The organism is Streptomyces sp. NPDC045021, assembly GCF_056432645.1.
Genome location: NZ_JBWKIQ010000001.1, coordinates 898,636 through 917,201 on the forward strand (window position 1 = coordinate 898,636; position 18,566 = coordinate 917,201).

The window sequence follows — 18,566 nt, forward strand, 5'->3', positions numbered from 1 at the left end:
GTGCGGAGGCGATCCTACCGAGCCGTGCGCCCTCGGCCCGTCCCCAGGGCCGGTCCTGCCGGGCCGGGCAGCGGGTCGGCGGTCACCCGGCGGCTGCCGCCTGGCCCACGATGGGCGCGTCGGCGTAGTCGCCCGACAGCAGATGTCCCGCTCCGGGCGCGACCGCCGGCAGGTCCAGTGCCCGGAGCAGCTGGTGGGCGGTGCACACCGCCGCGGAGACCACGGGCTTGCCGAGCAGTTGCTCGGCCTGGTCGATGGCGCCCAGCGAGGGCATCTGGACGCACGCGGAGAGCACGACGGCGTCGGCCTCCTCGTAGTCCAGCGCCCGCGCGATGTCCGGCAGCAGGGCCGGGTCGTGGGCGGCGACGTCGAGGTTGTCGGGGATCTCCAGTGCCTCGTAGTCGAGCACCTCGAAGCCCTCGTGGGTCAGGTACTCGACGACGGTCTGCGTGAGCGGCCGCATATAGGGGGCGACGAGCGCGATCTTCTTGGCGCCGAGGGTGCGCAGTCCGTGCACGAGGGCGCCGGCGCTGGTGACCACGGGCGCCGGGCCGCCGTTCTCGGCGGTGCGCGCGTGCAGGCGGCTCTCGGAGACGCGGTGGTACCCCAGGCCCATACTCATGATGGCCACCAGACAGGCGTAACCGAGCACGTCCACGCGGGCGTCGGACAGTTCCAGGGCGCAGCGGTCGGAGTCGGCGTCCATGGCTCTGAGCTGTTCCGGCGTGACGTGGGTCATGCGCATCCGGCTGGAGTGGAAGGTGAACCGTTCCGGTGCGACGGTCTCCCGGGCGCGCAGGATGGCGGGTACTTCGGTCTCCATCGTGACGTTCGAACTCGGCACGATCTGGCCGATCCGGTAGGTGCGGTGGGACAAGGCGGGACGCTCCTTCGGTGCGAGGGGTGGGTGGTGACGGTGGGTCAGCGGGCGTCGATCACCGGGTTCGACAACGTGCCGATGCCCTCGATCGTGGCCTCGACCAGGTCGCCCGGGTGGAGGAACTCCGGCGGGACCATGCCGGCGCCGACGCCCGACGGGGAGCCGGTCGCGATGACGTCACCGGGTTCCAGGGTCATGCCCGAGGTGATGTCGGCGATGAGCCGGGCGATCGGGAAGAGCATGTGGCGGGTGTTGGACTTCTGCTTGATCACGTCGTTGACGCGCAGCGACAGATCCAGCGCCATCGGGTCCGGCACCGCGTCGGCGGTGACCACGGCCGGGCCGAAGGGCGCGTAGGAGTCCTGGCCCTTGGAGAAGAACCATTGGCCGGAGCGGCGCTGGTCGCGGGCGCTGATGTCGTTGATGATGCTGTAGCCGAAAATGTGGTCCCAGGCGTCCTCCTCCGACACGCGGAAGGCGGTGCGCCCGATGACGACGGCGAGTTCGCACTCCCAGTCCAGCTGTGTGGTCAGGTCCGCGTTGTGCAGGATCGGCCGGCCGGGGCCGGTGATCGCGGTGGCGGGCTTGCCGAACAGCACGGGCCGGTCGGGCAGTTCTTTGGCGGTGTCCAGCGTGCGGCTGGACTCCGCGACGTGTTCGACGTAGTTCAGCCCAACGCCGACGACCTTGCCCGGCCGCAGCGGTGCGCTCAGTTCGACGTCGGCGAAGCGGTGGACCGTGCCGGCGGGCCAGGTCGCCGGGTCGCCGCTGAGCAGGTCCCGGGCCGTGTCCAGGGCGGCGGATCCCGACCGGATGAACGAGAGCAGGTCGGCGGGGAGTTCGACGCCGGCGTGCTGGGCCAGCGCGGCGAGGTCGACCACCCGGTCGTCGAGCTGCGCGCCCAGCCGGTCGGGGGCGTCGTTGAGGGTGTACGTGATCAGGCGCATGGCTGCTCCTTGCGAGGGTGGGACGTGGTGCGACGGGTCGGGAGGGCTGGAGGTGAACCGGCGGTGTCCAGGTCAGGAGGACACCGCCGGTCCTGGCCGGGGACGGTGTCGGCGCGACAGGAATGTCCCCGGTGGCTCCGCCGCGCCGGAGCCGGTGTCAGGGCCGGCGGATCCGGCGGCGCGGGCCGTCTGGGTGGCGGGCCGGTTAGCCGATGGGCTGGTGGCCGCCGTTCTCCGTGTACGCCTCTTCGCGGAAGAACGAGAGCGAGCGCATCACCGGGAAGTCGTTGAACGAGAACAGGCAGGCGTCCTCGGACTGGTCGAGGTTGGCGTGCTCGTGCCAGGCCCAGGACGGCACGCAGAAGATGTCGCCCTGCTTCCACTCGAACCGCTGCCCGGCGATCACCGAGACACCATGGCCCTTGGCGGCCGTGTAGATGACGGATCCGGTGTGCCGGTGGGCCCGGGTGGCCTGGCCGGGGCGCAGCAGCTGCATATGGGCGCTCATGGTGGGCATCACGGACCCGCCGGTGACGGGGTTGGTGTACTCCATGATCACGCCGTCGAACGGGGAGCCCGCCGTGGCCTTCGCCAGGTCGCGCAGTGCCGCGTAGGTCGGCTCCCACGGGTAGGCCAGCAGCGGCGAGTACGGCCTCGTCCACTTCTCCACGCCGTAGGGCAGGAGGTTGCCCCCGTAGGTGAGGACCGAGGAGTTGATCACCTTTCCCGGTGTCTGGTAGAGCTCGGGGTGGACCTCGTAGAAGCCCGCGTCCAAGGCGTTGACCAGCGGGATGTCCAGGCCGTCCTGCCAAATGACGGGCGCGTCGTCGGAGTCGTTGCCGTGCTCGTGCCAGGTGCCGTTGGGGGTGATGGCGAAGTCGCGCGCACCGACCTTCAGCTTCTGTCCGTCCACGATCGTCCAGGCGCCGGTGCCCTCCTGGACGAAGCGGAGCGCGGCGGCCTGGTGCCGGTGGGCGGTCATCGCCTCGCCGGGGCCCATGATCTGCAGTCCGGTGTAGAGCAGGCCCGCGGCGGCGCTGACGTCCTTGCGGCCGGGGTTGACGAGCATGACCACGCGCCGCCCGGCGTCGTCGGCCTTGACCAGGTCGAGGGCCTTGTGGACCAGCGGCCGCAGTTCCTGGTAGCGCCACAGGACGGGCACGGACTTCGGCTGCGGGAACCAGGGTTCGATCTCGTTGGCCACGGTCCACAGGGCGCCGGCCTCGAGACCGGCGAGCTCGCCGTAGTACGCCGTCAGTTCGGGGGTGTCGGACACGCGGGCGCGTCCCAGCATGGTGTCGTCGTTCTCGGCGGTCATATCTCCTCCTTGAGGGCCCTGAGGGCCCTGAGGGCCCTGAGATCCTTGAGCTCCGTGGCGTCCGGGTCGGGAGCCGCCGGTGCCGGGTCGGTCGCGAAGGTCACCGGGGGGCGTGGACGGTTGTCGACGTGCAGTTGGAAGACGTCGAAGCGGTTGTAGTGGCCGGTGATGTCGTGCATCTGCTTGGGCTGGATGCACTTGCCGAGGTCGATCTCGGCGTAGACGATGCCCTCGTCGTCGATCAGCGGTTCGGTGACCGGGCGGCCGTCGGGGCCGAAGATCCCGGAGAGCGCGCTGCGGGGGCGGGCCAGCATCCGGCGCACCTCCTGGTCGTCGCCGGCGATGGTGTCCACGATCTCCGGGGAGATGGTGGAGCACGCCACGACCGAGAAGACCTTGCCCTCGAAGCAGTGCGCGGCGGTGCGCACCGCGATGGCGTCCGCCATGTCGTAGTCCGCCGGGGCCACCGGCAGGGCGATGTAGCTGGAGGCGTGGACGAGTTCGCCCTGCGCCAGCAGCGTGAAGCGGGCCAGCGTGTTGGTGTTCTCGCCGCAGGCCAGGACGCCGAGCGGGCCGATCGGAGTTCGGTGCACCTTCAGGGAGCTGCCGTCGCCGCCGGTCCAGGTCAGCTTCTCCGCCCACGTCGGGACCAGCTTGCGGTGCACGCCCAGCAGTTCGCCGTCGGTACCGATGGTCAGCATGGTGTTGTAGAGGACGCCGAGGCTGTGCGGGCCTCGCTCGTTGACGCCGATGACGAGGACGACGCCGTACTGGCGGGCCGCGGCGCGCAGCGCGTCGACCTCCGGCCCCGGGATGTCGACCGACGAGCGGTAGAGGCGTTCGAACCACGGGGAGCCCTGGACCGGGTTCATCGTCCAGTTCCAGTACGGGTATCCGGGGACGAAGACCTCGGGGAAGACGATCAGCGAGGCACCGTTGCCGGCCGCCTCCCCGATGAGGGCGACTGCCTTGTCGACGGTCGCGCCGGCGTTCAGGTACACCGGGGACGCCTGGACCGCGGCGGCGGTGAAGCGGGGCAGGTTCAACATCCGGTCCTCCTTGCTTCTCTGGTGGTCGGCACGGTCAGCGGCCGCTCGTCGCGCCGGACAGGTCCGCGCGCGGCAGCCAGCGCTGGTGCACCGGCACGGGTGGTTCGCGCAGCAGTTGGAGCCGGGGCGGTACCCGGTCGGTGCGGGCGCCGGGCGGCCTGCCGCTGCCCGCCTTCCAGGACTGCGGCCAGGTCGCTCCGGGGCCGGTGTAGCCCTGGGCCGCGGCGGCGTGCAGGGTCCACAGCGGGTCGTGGAGCTGGGCCCGGCCGACGGCGCACAGGTCGGCGCGGCCCGCCAGGATGATCGAGTTGACGTCGTCGTAGGTGGAGATGGCACCCACGGCGATGGTCGGGATTCCGGTGGCGTTGCGCACCAGATCGGCGAACGGCGTCTGGTAACTGCGCCCGTAGCGGGGCCGCTCATGGGCGACGACCTCGCCGGTGGACACGTCCAGCGCGTCCGCCCCGGCATCCGCCAGGGCCCGGCAGATCTCCACCACATCGGCTTCGCTGGTGCCGCCCTCCGCCCAGTCCGCCGCGGAGATCCTGATGACCAGCGCCTTCCCGGCGGGCCATACGGCGCGCACCGCCCGCAGCACCTCCAGTGGGAAGCGCAGCCGTCCTTCCAGCGTGCCGCCGTAGGCGTCGGTGCGGAGGTTGGTCAGCGGGGAGAGGAAGCCGGACATCAGGTGGCCGTGGCCGTACTGCAGCTCCAGGACGTCGAATCCGGCCCGGTGGGCGCGTTCGGCGGCGGCGGTGAAGTCCCGGGCGATGTCGTCCATGTCCGCGCGGGTGGCCTCGCGCGGCACCGGGTCCGCCTCGTTCCACGGGAGGGCGGAGGCGGCGAGGGTGGGCCAGCCGTCGGCGCCGAGCGGGTCGGAACTGCCGTCGGAACGCGGTGTGGTGGTCGCGGCGCGGCGTCCGGCGTGCGTGAGCTGGATGCCCAGGCAGGTGTCCGACTGCTGATGGACGAAGTCGGTGATCCGCCGCCAGGCGGCCTCCTGCCCGTCGGTGTACAGCCCGGGGCAGCCGGGGGTGGCCCGCCCCTGCGGGCTGACGGCCGTCATGCCCGCGAAGACCAGGGCCGAGCCGCCGAGCGCCCGGGTGCTCAGGTGCACGAGGTCGAAGTCCCCCGGTACGCCGTCGCGTGCGGTGTACAGGGCCGTGGGCGGTACGACCACACGGTTGCGCAGGTGCAGGCCGCCGAGTTGGAAGGGCCGGAACATCGGCGGCACGGTCACCGCCGCCGTCCGCACCGCGACGGTCGCCGGCCCCTCCGTCTCGGCGAGCCAGGAGTCGACGGCCGCGGTGAACTCCCCGTCGCGCACCCGGAGGTTGTCGTAGGTGACGCGGCGGCTGCGGGTGAGCAGGTTGAACGCGAACTGGTGCGGGTCCTGGCCGGTGTACCGGCCGACGTTCTCGAACCACTCCAGGCTGGCCTGGGCCGCGCGCTGGGTGGACTCGACCACCGGCCGGCGCTCGGACTCGTAGGCGCTCAGCGCCGCGGGCACGTCCGGGTGCTCGTGGAGGCAGGCGGCGAGGGCGAGCGCGTCCTCCATCGCCAGCTTGGTGCCGGAGCCGATCGAGAAGTGCGCGGTGTGCGCCGCGTCCCCCAGCAGCACGACATTGCCGTGGTGCCAGGACCGGTTGCGGACGGTCGTGAACCGGAGCCACTTGGAGTTGTTGGGTATGAGCCGGTGCCCGTCGAGGTGGTCCGCGAGGATCTCCTCGCAGAGCCGGATGCTCTCCTCGTCGCTGGTGCCGGGCGGCAGGTCGCGGGCCGCGAACGTGTCGAAGCCCGCGCGCCGCCAGGCCGCCTCGTCGATCTCGACGATGAAGGTGCTGCGCTCCCCGTCGAACGGGTAGGCGTGGACCTGCAGCGTGCCGAAGTCCGCCTCGGCGACGATGAAGGTGAACGCCTCGAAGACCCGGTCGGTGCCCAGCCACATGTAGCGGGACCCGCGCTCGTCGAGATCCGGCCCGAAGCGGTCGGCGAAGTGCTCCCGGGTCGCCGACCGCACCCCGTCGGAGGCCACCACGAGGTCGTACTGCGCGGCGAGTTCCGCCGCCGGCGGCGCCTGCGTGCTGTAGCGGACGTCGACACCCAGGGCGGCGCAGCGCTGCTGCAGGATCTGGAGCAGGCGCTTGCGGCCCAGGGCGGCGAAGCCGTGGCCGCCGGAGGTGAGCACCTGACCGCCGTAGCAGACGTCGATGTCGCTCCACCGGGCGAACTCCTCCGACATGGCGGCGAAGATCTCCGGGTCGGCCTGCGCGATGCCGTCGAGCGTCTCGTCCGAGAACACCACTCCGAAACCGAACGTGTCGTCAGCGGCGTTGCGCTCCCAGACGGTGATGTCCCATCGCGGTGAGAGCTGCTTGGCCAGGGCCGCGAAGTACAGCCCGCCGGGGCCTCCTCCGATGACTGCTACGCGCACGGGTCCTCCTCGTGGTTCTGCGAACAAGATATGCCGCATTTTCTACGATCGTCAATATTGCAACATGGCGTGGACGTGACCGGGTACGCCCCGCCCCGCCCGCGCCGGTCAGGCGAACAGTTCGGGAGCCTGCGCGCCCGCCGTCGACAGCAGCCGGCGGACCTCCGCGGGCCATGGCTCGGAGCCCTTGGCGCGCGCGGCGGAGTGGACGATCGTCATACGTCCGGTGGCCGCGACGCCGTCCCCTTCCGCTCCCGCGTCCTCGCTCTCACCGCGGACGGTGAAGGCGTAGTGCAGCGAACTGGTGCCCACCTTGGTGATCCGCAGCTCGGTGCGGACGGCCTGTCCGAACCACAACCGCTCCCGGTAGTCCGCCTCGAAGTGGACCCGGGGGATGCTGCCGAAGAGGTGCCCGAGCCCGAGCCTGCGCAGCAGGACCGCTTCGGCCGCCTCGACCCAGCGCACCACCGTGGAGTGGTGGTAGTGCCCGGCCGCGTCCGTGTCCGGCCACTCGACCCGCCGTTCGACGGTCACGCTGGGCAGGGACGCCTCGCCGCCCGCCGCACCGGCCACGGCCCGCTTGCGCAGCTCTCCGCGGCGCAGCTTCCCGTTGCTGGTGCGCGGCAGAACGGTGACGAACTCGATGGCGCGGGGGTACTTGTAGGGCGCGATGGTCCGTTTGACGTGGTCCTGCAGCGCCTTGACGGTGTCCGCGCCGGCTTCGACCCCGGCCCGCAGCACGACGTAGGCCGTGACGACCATGCCGCGCTTGCCGTCCGGGGCGCCGACGACACCGCACTCCTCGACATCGGGATGGACGACGAGCGCCTTCTCCACCTCGGGACCTGCGATGTTGTAGCCGGACGAGACGATCATGTCGTCGCTGCGGGCCACGTACCAGAAGTAGCCGTCCACGTCCCGGATGTAGGTGTCGCCGGTGATGTTCCACCCGTCCCTGACGTACTCCGACTGCCGCGGGTCCGACAGGTACCGGCAGCCGGTCGGGCCCTTGACGGCGAGCAGGCCCGGCTGCCCGTCGGGGACGGCCGCACCCTTCTCGTCGACGACGGCCGCGCGGTACCCCGGGACCGGCTTGCCCGTCGCGCCGGGGCGTATCTCGTCGTCCGCGGCCGAGATGAACACGTGCAGCATCTCGGTGGCGCCGATGCCGTCGATGATGTGCAGTCCGGTGGTGGCGCGGAACTCCTCCCAGACGCTCGCGGGCAGCGCTTCTCCCGCGGAGACGCACCGGCGGACGCCGGCCAGCCGGTCCGCGGCGCCGGCGGCCATGATCGCGCGGTAGGCGGTGGGTGCGGTGAAGAGCACCGTGACGCCGTGCTCGGCCACGAGATCGGCCAGTTGGGTGGGAGTGGCCTGCTCGATCAGCAGCGTCGCCGCGCCGACGTGCAGCGGGAACACCACCAGCCCGCCCAGCCCGAAGGTGAAGGCCAGCGGCGGCGTGCCGGTGAACACGTCGTCCTGCCGGGGCCGCAGGACATGCCGGGAGAACGTGTCGGCGTTGGCCAGCACATCCCGGTGAAAGTGCATGGTCGCCTTGGGGCGCCCCGTCGTGCCGGAGGTGAAGGCGATCAGCGCCACATCGTCCGCGGCGGTGTCGACGTTCACGAACGAGCCGCTCTTGGCGGCGCTGCGGACCGCCAGGTCGTCCGGTCCGGTGCCGCCGTAAGGGATGACGGTCAGGCCGGCGGCCCCGGCCGCGTCGAGCTCTTCGAGATAGCGGTGATCGCACAGGGCGGCCACCGGACGGCTGATGTCGTGCAGTTCGGCGAGTTCCGCCGCCCGCAGCAGCGGCATGGTGGTGACGGCGACGCCGCCGGCCTTCAGGACGCCGAACCAGCTCGCGACCAGCCACGGGTTGTTCGGGCCGCGCAGCAGCACGCGGTTTCCGGGCCGCAGGCCGAGGTCCTCGGTGAGCACCTGCGCCACCTGGTTGGCACGTCGCAGGAGTTCCCCGTACGTCCACCGCTCGGTCGGAGTGAGCAGGCACGGCCGGTCGGGACCCCAGCAGGCGACGGCGTCGTCGAGCAGCGACTGCGCGCAGTTGAGCCGGGTCGGGTAATTCAACTCCGGTAGGTCAAAGCTCAGTTCGGGCCATTGGGCGAACGGTGGCAACCGGTCGCGACAGAAGGTATCGACATGCGCGGACGGAGAGAGCTCCATGGGGCGGCACCTCAATCTCGGGGCAGCGGGGAGAGTGGAGCCAGTATCTCGCCAAAATGACGACAGTCAATGATTCGCTATAAACCTTCTCGTTAAGAGCAGGTTTCGTCACGGAAAGTGACGGAAGCTGCGCGTTGCGACGGGCGCGAGCGGCCACCTGGAGCGGTGGCCGCGCCGGTCATCGCGCGACGGGCACCCGCACCCGGACGGTCTTCCCGGCGCGTTTCCCGGCGCCGCACGGCAGCACGTCCAGCGAGCCGCGCACCTCGTCGACCAGGAGATTGACCATCAGCAGGCCGCGACCGCACTCGGCATCCGGATCGACATCCACCCCCGCCCGCGGCGGGCACGGGTCCCCGTCACTCACGTCCAGCCACAGCTGACCGCCGCCGACGGCCGCGGTCACGCGCAGCCGCTCGGTGGACGACCCGGCGTGCTGCACGGCGTTGGCAGCCAGTTCGGTGACCACCAGCAGGAGTGCGTCGATGACGTCGGGATGCAGGTGCCAGTCCAGCAGGACGCGGTGCAGGCGCCGGCGGATCCGCGGAACGGCCGCCAGCGCGGGCGGCAACGCCCAGTGGACGAGCGTGCGGCCCGCAGGGGGCGACGCGAACGGATGGGGCCGCCGCCGGCCGGTTTCGGCAGCAGCTGGCGGGGCGGACAGCTCGGGCGGAGCGGAGACGGTGAACGCGGTGGCGGTGAGCATCGCGGGGCTCCCGGGGCGGGATGGCGAGGCGAGGGGGGACGGACGCCTGTGTTGCTCGTGCAACGCCCTCCCGCTCCTGCGCCACCCCACGGAACACATGGCCCGAAATTCTGGGGCGAGCGCCGGTGCGGATCGTTGTTACACGTGTAACATGCTAGCCAGCCCACCGCGCCGAGCGCAAGGCATTTCGGGCAAAAGTTGCAGGATGCCTGATCTCGCCGGCTCCGTGAGCCGCCGCGCACTCCCGCACACCGTCGTGGACCTCCACCGCCGTGCGCGGATCGCGGCGACGGCCCGCGACGAGCAACCGGCCCGTGCGCCGCCGCGGACACACGTCGAACGACATGGATGGAAAGGGACCGGTATGACGCAGTCACCGCCAGCCCAACTCGACCTGGGGTGGCCTCCGCCCCCCTTCCTGGCCCCCGTGCCGCCCGTGGTGGGCGCCGACGGCGTGACCCGGTTCGAGGGCGTCACCTACGCGACCGCGCCGGGGTACCGGCCGCGGTTGCTCGACGTCCATGTGCCGGCCAGTGCGACGCCACCTCCGGTCGTGCTCTGGATCCACGGCGGGGGCTGGATGGAGGGCGACCGGCGCTACCCGCCGCCGACCGTCCCCGTCGAGCTGCTGCACGGTTCGATCCTCGACGCCGGCTTCGCCCTCGTCTCCATCGACTATCGGCACAGCCTCGAGGCGCCGTTCCCGGCGCAGCTGCACGACGTCAAGGCGGCGATCCGCTACATCCGCCGCTTCGCCGGCGGCCTCGGCATCGACACCGACCGGATCGCCGTGTGGGGCGAGTCGGCCGGCGGCCATCTGGCGGCGCTGGCCGGGCTCACCACACCCGACGGGCCCGGTGGCGCGGCGATGGAGGGCAGCGAGGGCGTCCTCGGCGAACCGACCGCGGTGCAGGCCGTCGTCGACTGGTACGGGGTCTCCGAGATCGCCTCCCTGCTCGCCCACCCGATGCCGCCGTCACCGCCCGGCGCGGCCGAGTACCCCAACCCGTTCGCGGCGCTCCTCGGCGGCACCGCCGAAGAGCGGCCCGGCCTGGCGCGGGCCGCCAGCCCCGTCACGTACATCGGCCCCGGCACCCCGCCGTTCCTGCTGATCCACGGGACCGAGGACGGTCTGGTGCCCTACAGCCAGAGCGAGCTCCTCGCCGCGGAACTGCGTAACGCGGGCGGCGATGTCACCCTCACGCCGGTGGACGGCGCCGACCACATCTTCCTGGGTTCGCCGGACATCGTGTCGATCGTCGGCGAGAGCGTCGCCTTCATCGCCCGGCAGCTGACCGGGCCGTCCCAGCCCTGACCCGGGCGGGACCTTTCAGCGAGCGGCGGCCGGACGCCCGGCCGCCGCTCGCGCCACGCCGACCCCCTGCTCCGTCCGCATCCCGTCCGTAGCCGCATTCCCTCGGATCCGCGTCCCTTCGGATCCGTTCCGCACCCTTCCGTATCCGTTTTCCCGTCCGCCCACGCCCGCGGCCGGGCCGCGAGAGGCGCCACCATGACCGACCAGTCGACCGCCGTTCCCGACCTCCCGGCCACCGCCGCGAGGGACCGCCGGCCAACCGCCGCTCCCCCGCGCCCCCGCGTGCTGCCGCTCGCGCTGGGCGGCCTGGTTGCCACCGCGCTGATCGGGATCGCGACGCGTACCGACGTCCGCCACCCGTTCTTCCAGGGGCTGGACGACCGGTGGCTGGAGTGGATGGGAGGACCGCACCAAGGCGCCTACGAGGCGGTCGCCGCAGCACTGAACTGGTTCGGCGGACCGCTGGGGGTGGTGGTCCCGATGGCGCTCCTGGTGTTCCTGCTCGTGTCGAGGCGCTGGTGGTCGGTGCTGTATCTGCTGACCACGTACCTCGCGGCGAACATGCTCGTGGTCCAGGTCCTCAAGCAGGTGGTGGACCGGCCGCGGCCCGCCCATCCGCTGGTCAGGGTGGATCACGGCTCGTTCCCGTCCGGGCACGCCGCCGGAGCGGCGACCCTCGTGGTGATCGTCGGCGTCGTGCTGATCCCGCTGGCGCGCCGTCGGGCCTGGTGGCTGGGCGGCGCCGTGTTCGTCGCCCTGATGATGTGGAGCCGGACGTGGCTGCACGCGCACTGGCTCAGCGACACGGTCGCGGGCGCGCTGGCCGGCGCGGGCACGTCGTTGCTGCTCTGGTGGGCCTTCGCACCGCTGCTGGAGCGTGACCGCTAGGACTGCGCACCGGAACGGACGCTAGGAGGACGCCCGGTGGATGAGGGTGACGTCCACCGGGTCGACGGGCTCCGCCGTTCCGTGCTCGATCGGCTGCTGGAGGGTCTCGGCGATGACACCCGGACCCGGCAGATTGAGCCGGATGGACGTCAGCGGCGGGCGCTGCAGCGAGGCCAGCACCAGATCGTCCGCGCCGACCACGGCCACATCCTGCGGGACACCGATGCCCACGTCCTGGAAGGCGTGCATCAGCAGCGCCGCGTACTCGTCGTTGTAGGCGAACACCGCATCGAAGCCCAGCTCCCGCCAGCGAACAGCCAATTGGGCCACGGAGTCCTGGGTGTACGCCACCTCCACAGCGGTCACCGTCGCCATGCGCGTGGCCGCGACGCCCTGCGCTCCGGCCAGCCGCGGTTCCGCGAAGGCGCTCAGGCCGCGCTCCTGCGGCATCAGCACGGCGATGTTGCTCCGCCCCCGCGCGACGCCAGATCAAGTACACGCGTTGTCACCGGCTCGCAGAACCGTGCAATCTCCGCGAGTCCCCCGATCGCCGGTTAGGATGACAAGTAGAGGAGTCGTACAGGCCAGGAGCGGTCCTTCGCGCGGTGGTTATGGTCGCTGGAGGCTGGGTCGGACACGACGGGGGGCTCGCGTTGGATCGCCTGTCCGGAGCGGACCTGGAAGTCGGCCAAGACCAGTTCGTCCTGTACCCGCAACGCCCGACGCTGCGCACGGCAGAAAAGATGGTCACTACCGCAGGTCGACCGGACGCGGTGGGCGTGTGACCGGCCGGCCGGTGCCCGCGATGCTGCCCCCATCGCTGCGCGTGTGGCTCGGGCTGATTGCGGCCCTCGCCGCGCCGGCGGTCACCGTGCTCGGGGTCCTGTATGCCGGCCACAGCCAGCCCGGCAGGGTGGACGGGTGGATCCAGCCGGCGGTGGAGGGTGTGCGGCCGCCGTGGCGGAACGTCGCTCTGACCATGGACTTCTTGGGGGAGCCCGTGGGAGCGGCGACGCTGGTCGTGGCCATCGTGACGGGGTGCCTGCTGCTTCGGAGTCCTCGCGCAGCGGTGCTCGTCGTTGCCGGTGTCGGCATGACCGTGGGAACGGCGACGCTGCTCAAGCATCTGGTGGGGCGCACCATCCACGGCGACGGCAACCTGTCCTACCCGAGCGGGCACACCGCCTTCGCCACCGCGCTCGCCCTCATGGTGGCGCTGCTCGCGACCGGCCGGCTCGGCCTCGGCAGGACGGGCCGCACGTTACTCGTGCTTGCCGCGGCGCTGGTTGCCGGCGCAACCATGGGCTGGGCGCAGGTCGCCCTGGGCGCGCACTACCCGACCGACGTCCTCGGCGGCTGGTGCACCGCGTTGGCCGTGATACCGGCGACCGCGTGGCTGGTCGACCGGATGGCCGACTGGCTGGTCGATCGGATGGCCGCGGCCGGTTGGCGGGAGCCTCGCTGACGTCACGTCACACCAAGCGGCGGAACACGGGCTTCACCGGCCGCCCGGCCAGCCAAGGGGTCGGGTCAGCGGCGTCCAGTGCCTTCCGGTACACCGCACATGCCTGGGCCACCACGTCGACGGTGCGGTCGATGTCTGCGTCGTCAAGCGCGCTGCTCACCACGAACGACTGGGCCAGCACTCCGCCCGCGAGGAGCCGGCGCAGGAACAGGGTGCGGTACTGCTGCGACGGCTGCCCGTTCTCGTCCAGGGTGGCGAAGACCAGGTTGCTGGCCCGGCCTCGTACGACGATGTGGTCGCCGACGCCCATGCCGGCCGCGGCGGCGACGACACCGGCGGCCAACCGCTCGCCGAGGGCATGCAGTTGTGCGGTGATGCCCTCCTCGACATAGGTGGTTTGCACGGCCATCGCGGCGGCCAGGGAGTGCGTTTCCGCACCGTGCGTGGTGGACAGCAGGAACACCCGGTCGCCGGAGTGACGCAGCCCGCCCCACTCCATCAGGTCGCGGCGCCCGGCCAGCGCGGAGACGGCGAACCCGTTGCCCAGCGCCTTGCCGAACGTGGAGAGGTCGGGCACCACGCCGTACAGGCCCTGGGCTCCGGCCTCGGACCAGCGGAAGCCGGTGATCATCTCATCGAAGATCAGTACGCAGCCGTGCCGGTCGGCCAGCTCGCGCAGGCCGGCGAGGTATCCGGGCGGGGGCTCGGTGTGGCCGGCCGGTTCGAGGATCAGGCAGGCGACCTCATCCTGGTACCGGGTGAGCAATTCCTCCGTGGCGGCCAGGTCCCCGTAAGGGAACGCCACGGTGAGCTCGGTGGTCGCCGCCGGAATGCCGGCGGACATCGGCGTGATGCCGATGAACCAGTCGTCGACGGAGAAGAACGGATGGTCGGCGCAGATGGCCACCCGCGGGCGCCCGGTGACGGCGCGGGCGAGGCGCACCGCGGCGGTGGTGACGTCGGAGCCGTTCTTCGCGAACTTCACCATCTCCGCGGTCGGCACCGTGGCAAGGAAGCGTTCCGCGGCCTCGACCTCCACGATGGACGGCCGGACGAAGTTGCTGCCGCGGTCGAGTTCCCGCCGCACCGCCTCGAGCACGCGTGGGTGGGCGTGGCCGAGGCTGACCGACCGCAGGCCGGAGCCGTACTCGATGTAGCGGTTGCCGTCGATGTCCCACACGTGGGCACCGCGGCCGTGGCTGATGACCGGCGCCAGGTTCTCGGGGTACTGGTCGTCGCCCTTGGCATAGGTGTGCGCGCCCCCGGGGATCATGGCGTGCAGCCGCTCGTTCGCCAGCCGCGACCGGGGCAGGAGGAACTCTTCGGTGTCCACGCTGACTTCAGCTCTCTTTCCGCTTCAGGGCCTCGGCGAGGCTCGGCGCCTCCCGGTCCCGCTGGGACATCAATGTGACCGGCAGCGGCCAGGGAATGGCGAGCTCCGGGTCGTCGAAGACGATCGTCACGTCCTCGGCCGGATCGTGCGGGCGGTCGATCCGGTAGGAGGTGTCGGCGGTCTCGGTCAGCGCCTGGAAGCCGTGCGCGCACCCCGCCGGGATGTACAAGGTCACCTGCGTCTCGCCGGACAGCTCGAAGAAGGCCCGGTTGCGGTAGGTCGGCGAGTCGGGCCGCAGGTCCACGACGACGTCGAAGATCCTCCCGTACGAGCACCGCACCAGCTTGGCCTCGCCGGCGCCGGAGCGCAGGTGCAGGCCGCGCAGCACGCCCCGGACCGAGCGGGACAGGCTGTCCTGGACGAAGGCGTCCGGGTCGAGGCCCACCGAGCGGACCACGTCGGCGTCGAAGGTACGGCAGAAGAGGCCGCGCTCGTCGGCGTACGGCGTCGGCTCGAAGAGGTACGCGCCGGTGATCTCCGGGACTTCGGTCGCTTTCATGGAGCCTTCCTCGAGGTGTGGGCGTGGTCTGCCGCAGGGAACAGGGCCGCGGTCAAGGAGTTGAACTGGTGCTCGAGTTGCCGGGCGGCGGCCAGGTTCCGCTCGGTGAGGGTCTGCCGCAGCTCGGCCGAACGCTTCTCCAGCGCACGGAACTGCTCGAGCAGCCGGTCGGCGTCGACCTCGCGCGCCGGGTGGCAGAACGCGCCAAGGCCCATCTCCGCCATGAGCGCGTCGCTCTTCGCCGCGTAGGAGAGAGCGAGCACCGGCGTACCGGTCTTCAGCGCGCAGATCAGGTTGTGGTACCGGATCGCCACCACGGTGTCGGCAGCCGCCATCTCCTTCATCAGGTCGGCCAGTGAGGACGGCTCGGCAGCGGTGACCAGCAGTGAGTCCACCGCGTCGAGGATCGCGGCGACCACCGACGCATCGCACTGGTCGCCGGTGAGCAGCCGGACCGGCCTGCCCTCCTCGACCAGCGTGCGGACGAACCGGATCGTCCCGTCGAGGTAGCGCCGGTATATCTCATCGGCTCGGGCGCGATCGTCGTTGCCGCCGTGGAAGTCCATGACGCCGACGCAGACCGGCCCCGGCGGGGCCGACGGGTCCGAGGGCGCGCTCGCCCGCAGCGTCGGCAGGGCGAACGCGAGGTCCGGGTAGACCTTGTCGCGCGCGGTGTCAACGCCCATCGCCCGCATCGCGTCGCGGGACTGCGCGTCCCGGTACGACCGGTATGCGGCCAGCCGCGCCGACCAGCGGACCAGGAGCCGGGTCGGCCGGTTGCCGATCGCCGCGGCGCCGACGCTGACCAGCGCGACCCGGGTGCCGAACAGTCGGCCGCTCGCGCAGAGCAGGAACAGCGAGTACGGAAAGCCCCACGGCCGCAGGGGCAGCGTGGCCTCCAGGACGCCCATGCCCGGCACGATCACCACGTCGTGCCGGCGCACCCAGGCAGCGGTGCGGAAGACATCGACGAGTTTGCCCAGACCCTTCGCCGCGACGGCGCCCGCACGCGACGCGGTCCGGTACTCCCCTCGGTACCAGTGCAGCCGCGTCGCGGGGATCCCGAACCGCGTCGTCACAGCCTCGGGTCCGCCGCACAGCGCGTCCACAACCGCCTCCGGGTGCTCGGTGCGGAGGTACCCGAGCACGGCTTCGAGCGATCCGTCGTTGCCGAGGTTGCCGGAGCCGAGCAGGCCGAACACCCCGACGCGCACCGGAGTTTCGTCACCGGGCGTCATGCCTGCCTCCCCTCACGGCCGGCGACGAGGGCGTCGACGGAGACCGTGAGCAGGGCCGGGTCGATCGGGGCGCGGTCCTCGACCCGCTCGCCGGCGCCCGGCCGGACCCGGCTGGTCATCCATGCGGCCAGGTGGCGATAGCATGCGCGCCGGTCGGCCGGGGACAGCGGCGCCCGCCGGATCGCCGAGGCAAAGCCCCAGACGTACTCGGCGAGCAGCCGGGGCGTCGGGTGCAGCAGGCCCGCCCGGCGCGGGTCAAGATTGACACACCGGGAGCGCTTGGACGGATTGGCCCGCTCGGCGCGGTTGGGGTGGTCACGGCGGAAGTACAGGAGTTCCGGCACCTGGTGGAAGCGCCCGTGCAGGGCGATCTCGGCGACGTACGTGCGGTCCGCGTGGTGGTAGCTGTCCATCGGTTTCACCCGGCGCAGCGCGTCGGCCCGGATCACCCCGTAGAAGTCGTCACCGCCGGGCTCGAACAGCATGCTGCGGAAGCGCTCCGGCGGGTGCGGCGAGTCGGTGGCGAGCGTGTACTCGTACGGGACCGTCACCTGGCCGCCGCCGTCGATGACCGCCTGGCCGGTGTGCGCGAGGATCACGTCCGGCCGCTCGTCCAACGCCTCCACGCAACGCCGCAGCAGGTCGCGGCCGTACAGGTCGTCGTGCGAGGCCCACTTGAACAGCTCGCCGCGGGACTCGGCGAACGCATGGTTGTGGTTCGGCGTGGCGCCGATGTTCCGGGGCAGCCGGAGGTACCGGATGCGCGAGTCCTGCACGGTGTACTTGCGGCAGATGTCCTGAGTCCCGTCGGTCGAGGCATTGTCGGAGATGACCAGCTCGAAGTCCTCGTAGGTCTGGCCGAGCAGGGCGTCGAGCGACTCGGCCAGGTACTCCTCGCCGTTGTACACGGGCAGGCCGATGCTCAGCCTGGGGTGGGCGGTCATGAGGTCCTCACTTCGGGGATGGGATTGCGGTGGCCTTCGCGCAGGGCGGACCGCAGTTGCAGCCACCAGACGGCCGAGCCGCTGATGGTTGCGGCGGCGACTCCCCAGGCCGAGCCGACCGTGCCGGCGGCGGCCGCCCCGCCGAGCCCGCCGCTGACATAGCAGGCGGAGGCGAACAGCTGGCAACGCAGGCTGCGCCGAGCCGCGCCGAGCGCGCGCAGCCCGGCCGCCGCGCCGGTGCCGAGGCCCGCGCCCGCGACGCCGAGGGTGATCGGCACGATGAGCTCCGAGGCGGAGTGCCAGACGTCGCCGAGCACCAGCTCACCGAGCCGCCCGGGCATCATCAGCAGCGCCGTGCCCCAGAGCAGCGCGCCGACGGCCTGCCCCCCGCCCAGCAGGAGGCAGAACCTGCCGAGCCGGTGCGGGGCCTGCCGCAGCACCCGTGCCGCTTCCGGGACGGTGACCAGAGACAGCCCCATCAGCACGGCGAGGAACGGGCCGAGCAGGAGTTCGGCGCCCCGCACCGCCCCCACCGCGCTCACCCCGACGATCGCGCCGAGCCCGTACGCCCGCAGCTGGCTCGCGCCACTGAGGCTGACGTTCTCGACCAGGTACCGGTAGCCGAGGTCGCGCTGCTCGCGAAGCCACCCGCGTACCTCGGTCATCCGGGGCCGGATGCCGGACTGGATGTAGCCGTACCCCGCCGCCACCGTGGCGGACGCACCCCAGGCGAGCACGAAGGCGGCCACGCTGCCCACCCGGGCCGCCACCACCAGGGCCGGAACGAGCGCGACACCCCACACGACGTCGTTGACGAACGCCTTCCGCCCGGCGCCGGCGGCGAAGAACGAGAACCGCCAGGCGTCCTGGAGCAGCAGCCCCGGCAACATGACACCAAGGGCGGCGAACGCGGGCCCCAGGCGGCCGCCGAGGCCGAGCCCGGCCACCAGACACGCCGCGCCGATGGCCGTACCGACGCCGAGTGCGGTACCCGTCGACTGGCCCACCGCCCCGCGCCAGGACGTGTCCGGCGCGCCGCTGAAGCGCACCACCAGCGGGTCGGTGGCAAGGCCGCGGGAGACGTTGAGCACCACACCGTAGGTCACCCAGGCCAGGCTGAACACGCCGAACGCGGTCACCCCCAGCGAGCGGGCCACGTAGATGCCCACCGCGAAGTTGCTCACGCTGGAGGCCGCCTGGTCGGCCAGTCCCCAGGACAGCCGGCCGACCATGGCCCGCTTGGCGGTCTGCCGGGCGGGTCCGGCCGGGGCAGCCGGTGCCGCCGTCTTCTCCCCCTCGGTGGTCATCG

General features: G+C 71.8%; 16 protein-coding genes and 1 pseudogene. 3 read left to right on the plus strand and 14 right to left on the minus strand.

Going from position 1 to position 18,566, the window contains the following annotated elements; genetic code table 11:
- Nucleotides 1-82: 82 nt before the first annotated feature.
- The 8 genes and pseudogenes from AC07DC_RS04015 to AC07DC_RS04050 all read right to left on the minus strand — a co-directional run bounded on the left by AC07DC_RS04015 (nt 83) and on the right by AC07DC_RS04050 (nt 9,515).
- Nucleotides 83-823 (minus strand): maleate cis-trans isomerase family protein, encoded by a 741-nt coding sequence (locus AC07DC_RS04015; protein ID WP_478912596.1) that lies wholly within the window; start codon nt 821-823, stop codon nt 83-85.
- A 98-nt stretch (nt 824-921) separates the two neighbouring features.
- Nucleotides 922-1,827: a fumarylacetoacetate hydrolase family protein gene (locus tag AC07DC_RS04020; RefSeq protein WP_478911574.1), complete on the minus strand. Its 906-nt coding sequence runs from the start codon at nt 1,825-1,827 to the stop codon at nt 922-924.
- A gap of 205 nt (nt 1,828-2,032) precedes the next feature.
- On the minus strand, nt 2,033-3,145 hold the full coding sequence (locus AC07DC_RS04025) for a cupin domain-containing protein (protein WP_478911576.1): 1,113 nt from the start codon (nt 3,143-3,145) through the stop codon (nt 2,033-2,035).
- Nucleotides 3,142-4,194: a carbon-nitrogen hydrolase family protein gene (locus AC07DC_RS04030; protein WP_478911578.1), complete on the minus strand. Its 1,053-nt coding sequence runs from the start codon at nt 4,192-4,194 to the stop codon at nt 3,142-3,144. Before AC07DC_RS04030 ends, AC07DC_RS04025 begins: the two co-directional genes overlap by 4 nt.
- Nucleotides 4,195-4,228: 34 nt before the next feature.
- Entirely contained in the window at nt 4,229-6,628 is a 2,400-nt protein-coding gene (locus AC07DC_RS04035; RefSeq protein WP_478911580.1) for a bifunctional salicylyl-CoA 5-hydroxylase/oxidoreductase, read from the minus strand.
- 108 nt (nt 6,629-6,736) lie between these two features.
- The gene (locus tag AC07DC_RS04040) at nt 6,737-7,201 is read right to left on the minus strand and encodes an acyl-CoA thioesterase (protein ID WP_478912598.1); all 465 of its coding nucleotides are present in this window, start codon (nt 7,199-7,201) and stop codon (nt 6,737-6,739) included.
- A pseudogene (locus tag AC07DC_RS04045) lies at nt 7,184-8,809 on the minus strand (AMP-binding protein); the annotation flags it as partial. The gene AC07DC_RS04040 and the pseudogene AC07DC_RS04045, both read right to left, overlap by 18 nt.
- A 178-nt stretch (nt 8,810-8,987) precedes the next feature.
- Nucleotides 8,988-9,515 carry an ATP-binding protein gene (locus AC07DC_RS04050; protein WP_478911582.1) on the minus strand — a complete coding sequence of 176 codons (528 nt, stop codon included), beginning with the start codon at nt 9,513-9,515 and terminating at the stop codon, nt 8,988-8,990.
- Nucleotides 9,516-9,879: 364 nt separating this feature from the next.
- On the opposite strand from AC07DC_RS04050, the gene AC07DC_RS04055 reads away from it, so the two are divergent.
- Nucleotides 9,880-10,830, plus strand: coding sequence for an alpha/beta hydrolase fold domain-containing protein (locus AC07DC_RS04055; RefSeq protein ID WP_478911584.1), 951 nt, complete (start codon nt 9,880-9,882; stop codon nt 10,828-10,830).
- A gap of 195 nt (nt 10,831-11,025) precedes the next feature.
- Nucleotides 11,026-11,718, plus strand: coding sequence for a phosphatase PAP2 family protein (locus AC07DC_RS04060; RefSeq protein WP_478911586.1), 693 nt, complete (start codon nt 11,026-11,028; stop codon nt 11,716-11,718).
- Between the two features lie 21 nt (nt 11,719-11,739).
- Here AC07DC_RS04060 and AC07DC_RS04065 read toward each other — a convergent pair whose 3' ends face one another.
- Complete coding sequence (locus AC07DC_RS04065; RefSeq protein WP_478912600.1) at nt 11,740-12,168, minus strand: substrate-binding domain-containing protein; 429 nt, start codon at nt 12,166-12,168, stop codon at nt 11,740-11,742.
- 331 nt (nt 12,169-12,499) lie between these two features.
- On the opposite strand from AC07DC_RS04065, the gene AC07DC_RS04070 reads away from it, so the two are divergent.
- Entirely contained in the window at nt 12,500-13,183 is a 684-nt protein-coding gene (locus tag AC07DC_RS04070; protein WP_478911588.1) for a phosphatase PAP2 family protein, read from the plus strand.
- A 7-nt stretch (nt 13,184-13,190) separates the two neighbouring features.
- Here the strand turns inward: AC07DC_RS04070 and AC07DC_RS04075 are convergent, their stop codons facing one another.
- The 5 genes from AC07DC_RS04075 to AC07DC_RS04095 are packed head-to-tail and all read right to left on the minus strand — an operon-like array spanning nt 13,191 to nt 18,564.
- Nucleotides 13,191-14,516: a glutamate-1-semialdehyde 2,1-aminomutase gene (locus AC07DC_RS04075; protein ID WP_478911590.1), complete on the minus strand. Its 1,326-nt coding sequence runs from the start codon at nt 14,514-14,516 to the stop codon at nt 13,191-13,193.
- 7 nt (nt 14,517-14,523) lie between these two features.
- Nucleotides 14,524-15,075: a dTDP-4-dehydrorhamnose 3,5-epimerase gene (rfbC, locus tag AC07DC_RS04080; RefSeq protein WP_478911592.1), complete on the minus strand. Its 552-nt coding sequence runs from the start codon at nt 15,073-15,075 to the stop codon at nt 14,524-14,526.
- Nucleotides 15,072-16,313: a polysaccharide pyruvyl transferase family protein gene (locus AC07DC_RS04085; protein WP_478911594.1), complete on the minus strand. Its 1,242-nt coding sequence runs from the start codon at nt 16,311-16,313 to the stop codon at nt 15,072-15,074. Before AC07DC_RS04085 ends, rfbC begins: the two co-directional genes overlap by 4 nt.
- Nucleotides 16,310-17,257, minus strand: a complete 948-nt coding sequence (locus tag AC07DC_RS04090; protein WP_478911596.1) for a glycosyltransferase family 2 protein — start codon at nt 17,255-17,257, stop codon at nt 16,310-16,312. The genes AC07DC_RS04085 and AC07DC_RS04090 overlap by 4 nt, the downstream gene beginning before the upstream one ends.
- Nucleotides 17,254-18,564, minus strand: a complete 1,311-nt coding sequence (locus AC07DC_RS04095) for a hypothetical protein (protein WP_478912602.1) — start codon at nt 18,562-18,564, stop codon at nt 17,254-17,256. Before AC07DC_RS04095 ends, AC07DC_RS04090 begins: the two co-directional genes overlap by 4 nt.
- Nucleotides 18,565-18,566: the final 2 nt, after the last annotated feature.

Excerpts from the sequence above, each read along its gene's own strand:
- AC07DC_RS04095 (WP_478912602.1), bottom strand. The coding sequence starts at position 18,564 with ATGACCACCGAGGGGGAGAAGACGGCGGCACCGGCTGCCCCGGCCGGA.
- AC07DC_RS04030 (WP_478911578.1), bottom strand. The coding sequence starts at position 4,194 with ATGTTGAACCTGCCCCGCTTCACCGCCGCCGCGGTCCAGGCGTCCCCG.
- AC07DC_RS04055 (WP_478911584.1), top strand. The coding sequence starts at position 9,880 with ATGACGCAGTCACCGCCAGCCCAACTCGACCTGGGGTGGCCTCCGCCC.
- rfbC (WP_478911592.1), bottom strand. The coding sequence starts at position 15,075 with ATGAAAGCGACCGAAGTCCCGGAGATCACCGGCGCGTACCTCTTCGAG.
- AC07DC_RS04060 (WP_478911586.1), top strand. The coding sequence starts at position 11,026 with ATGACCGACCAGTCGACCGCCGTTCCCGACCTCCCGGCCACCGCCGCG.
- AC07DC_RS04050 (WP_478911582.1), bottom strand. The coding sequence starts at position 9,515 with ATGCTCACCGCCACCGCGTTCACCGTCTCCGCTCCGCCCGAGCTGTCC.
- AC07DC_RS04025 (WP_478911576.1), bottom strand. The coding sequence starts at position 3,145 with ATGACCGCCGAGAACGACGACACCATGCTGGGACGCGCCCGCGTGTCC.
- AC07DC_RS04085 (WP_478911594.1), bottom strand. The coding sequence starts at position 16,313 with ATGACGCCCGGTGACGAAACTCCGGTGCGCGTCGGGGTGTTCGGCCTG.
- AC07DC_RS04090 (WP_478911596.1), bottom strand. The coding sequence starts at position 17,257 with ATGACCGCCCACCCCAGGCTGAGCATCGGCCTGCCCGTGTACAACGGC.
- AC07DC_RS04015 (WP_478912596.1), bottom strand. The coding sequence starts at position 823 with ATGGAGACCGAAGTACCCGCCATCCTGCGCGCCCGGGAGACCGTCGCA.
- AC07DC_RS04065 (WP_478912600.1), bottom strand. The coding sequence starts at position 12,168 with ATGCCGCAGGAGCGCGGCCTGAGCGCCTTCGCGGAACCGCGGCTGGCC.
- AC07DC_RS04020 (WP_478911574.1), bottom strand. The coding sequence starts at position 1,827 with ATGCGCCTGATCACGTACACCCTCAACGACGCCCCCGACCGGCTGGGC.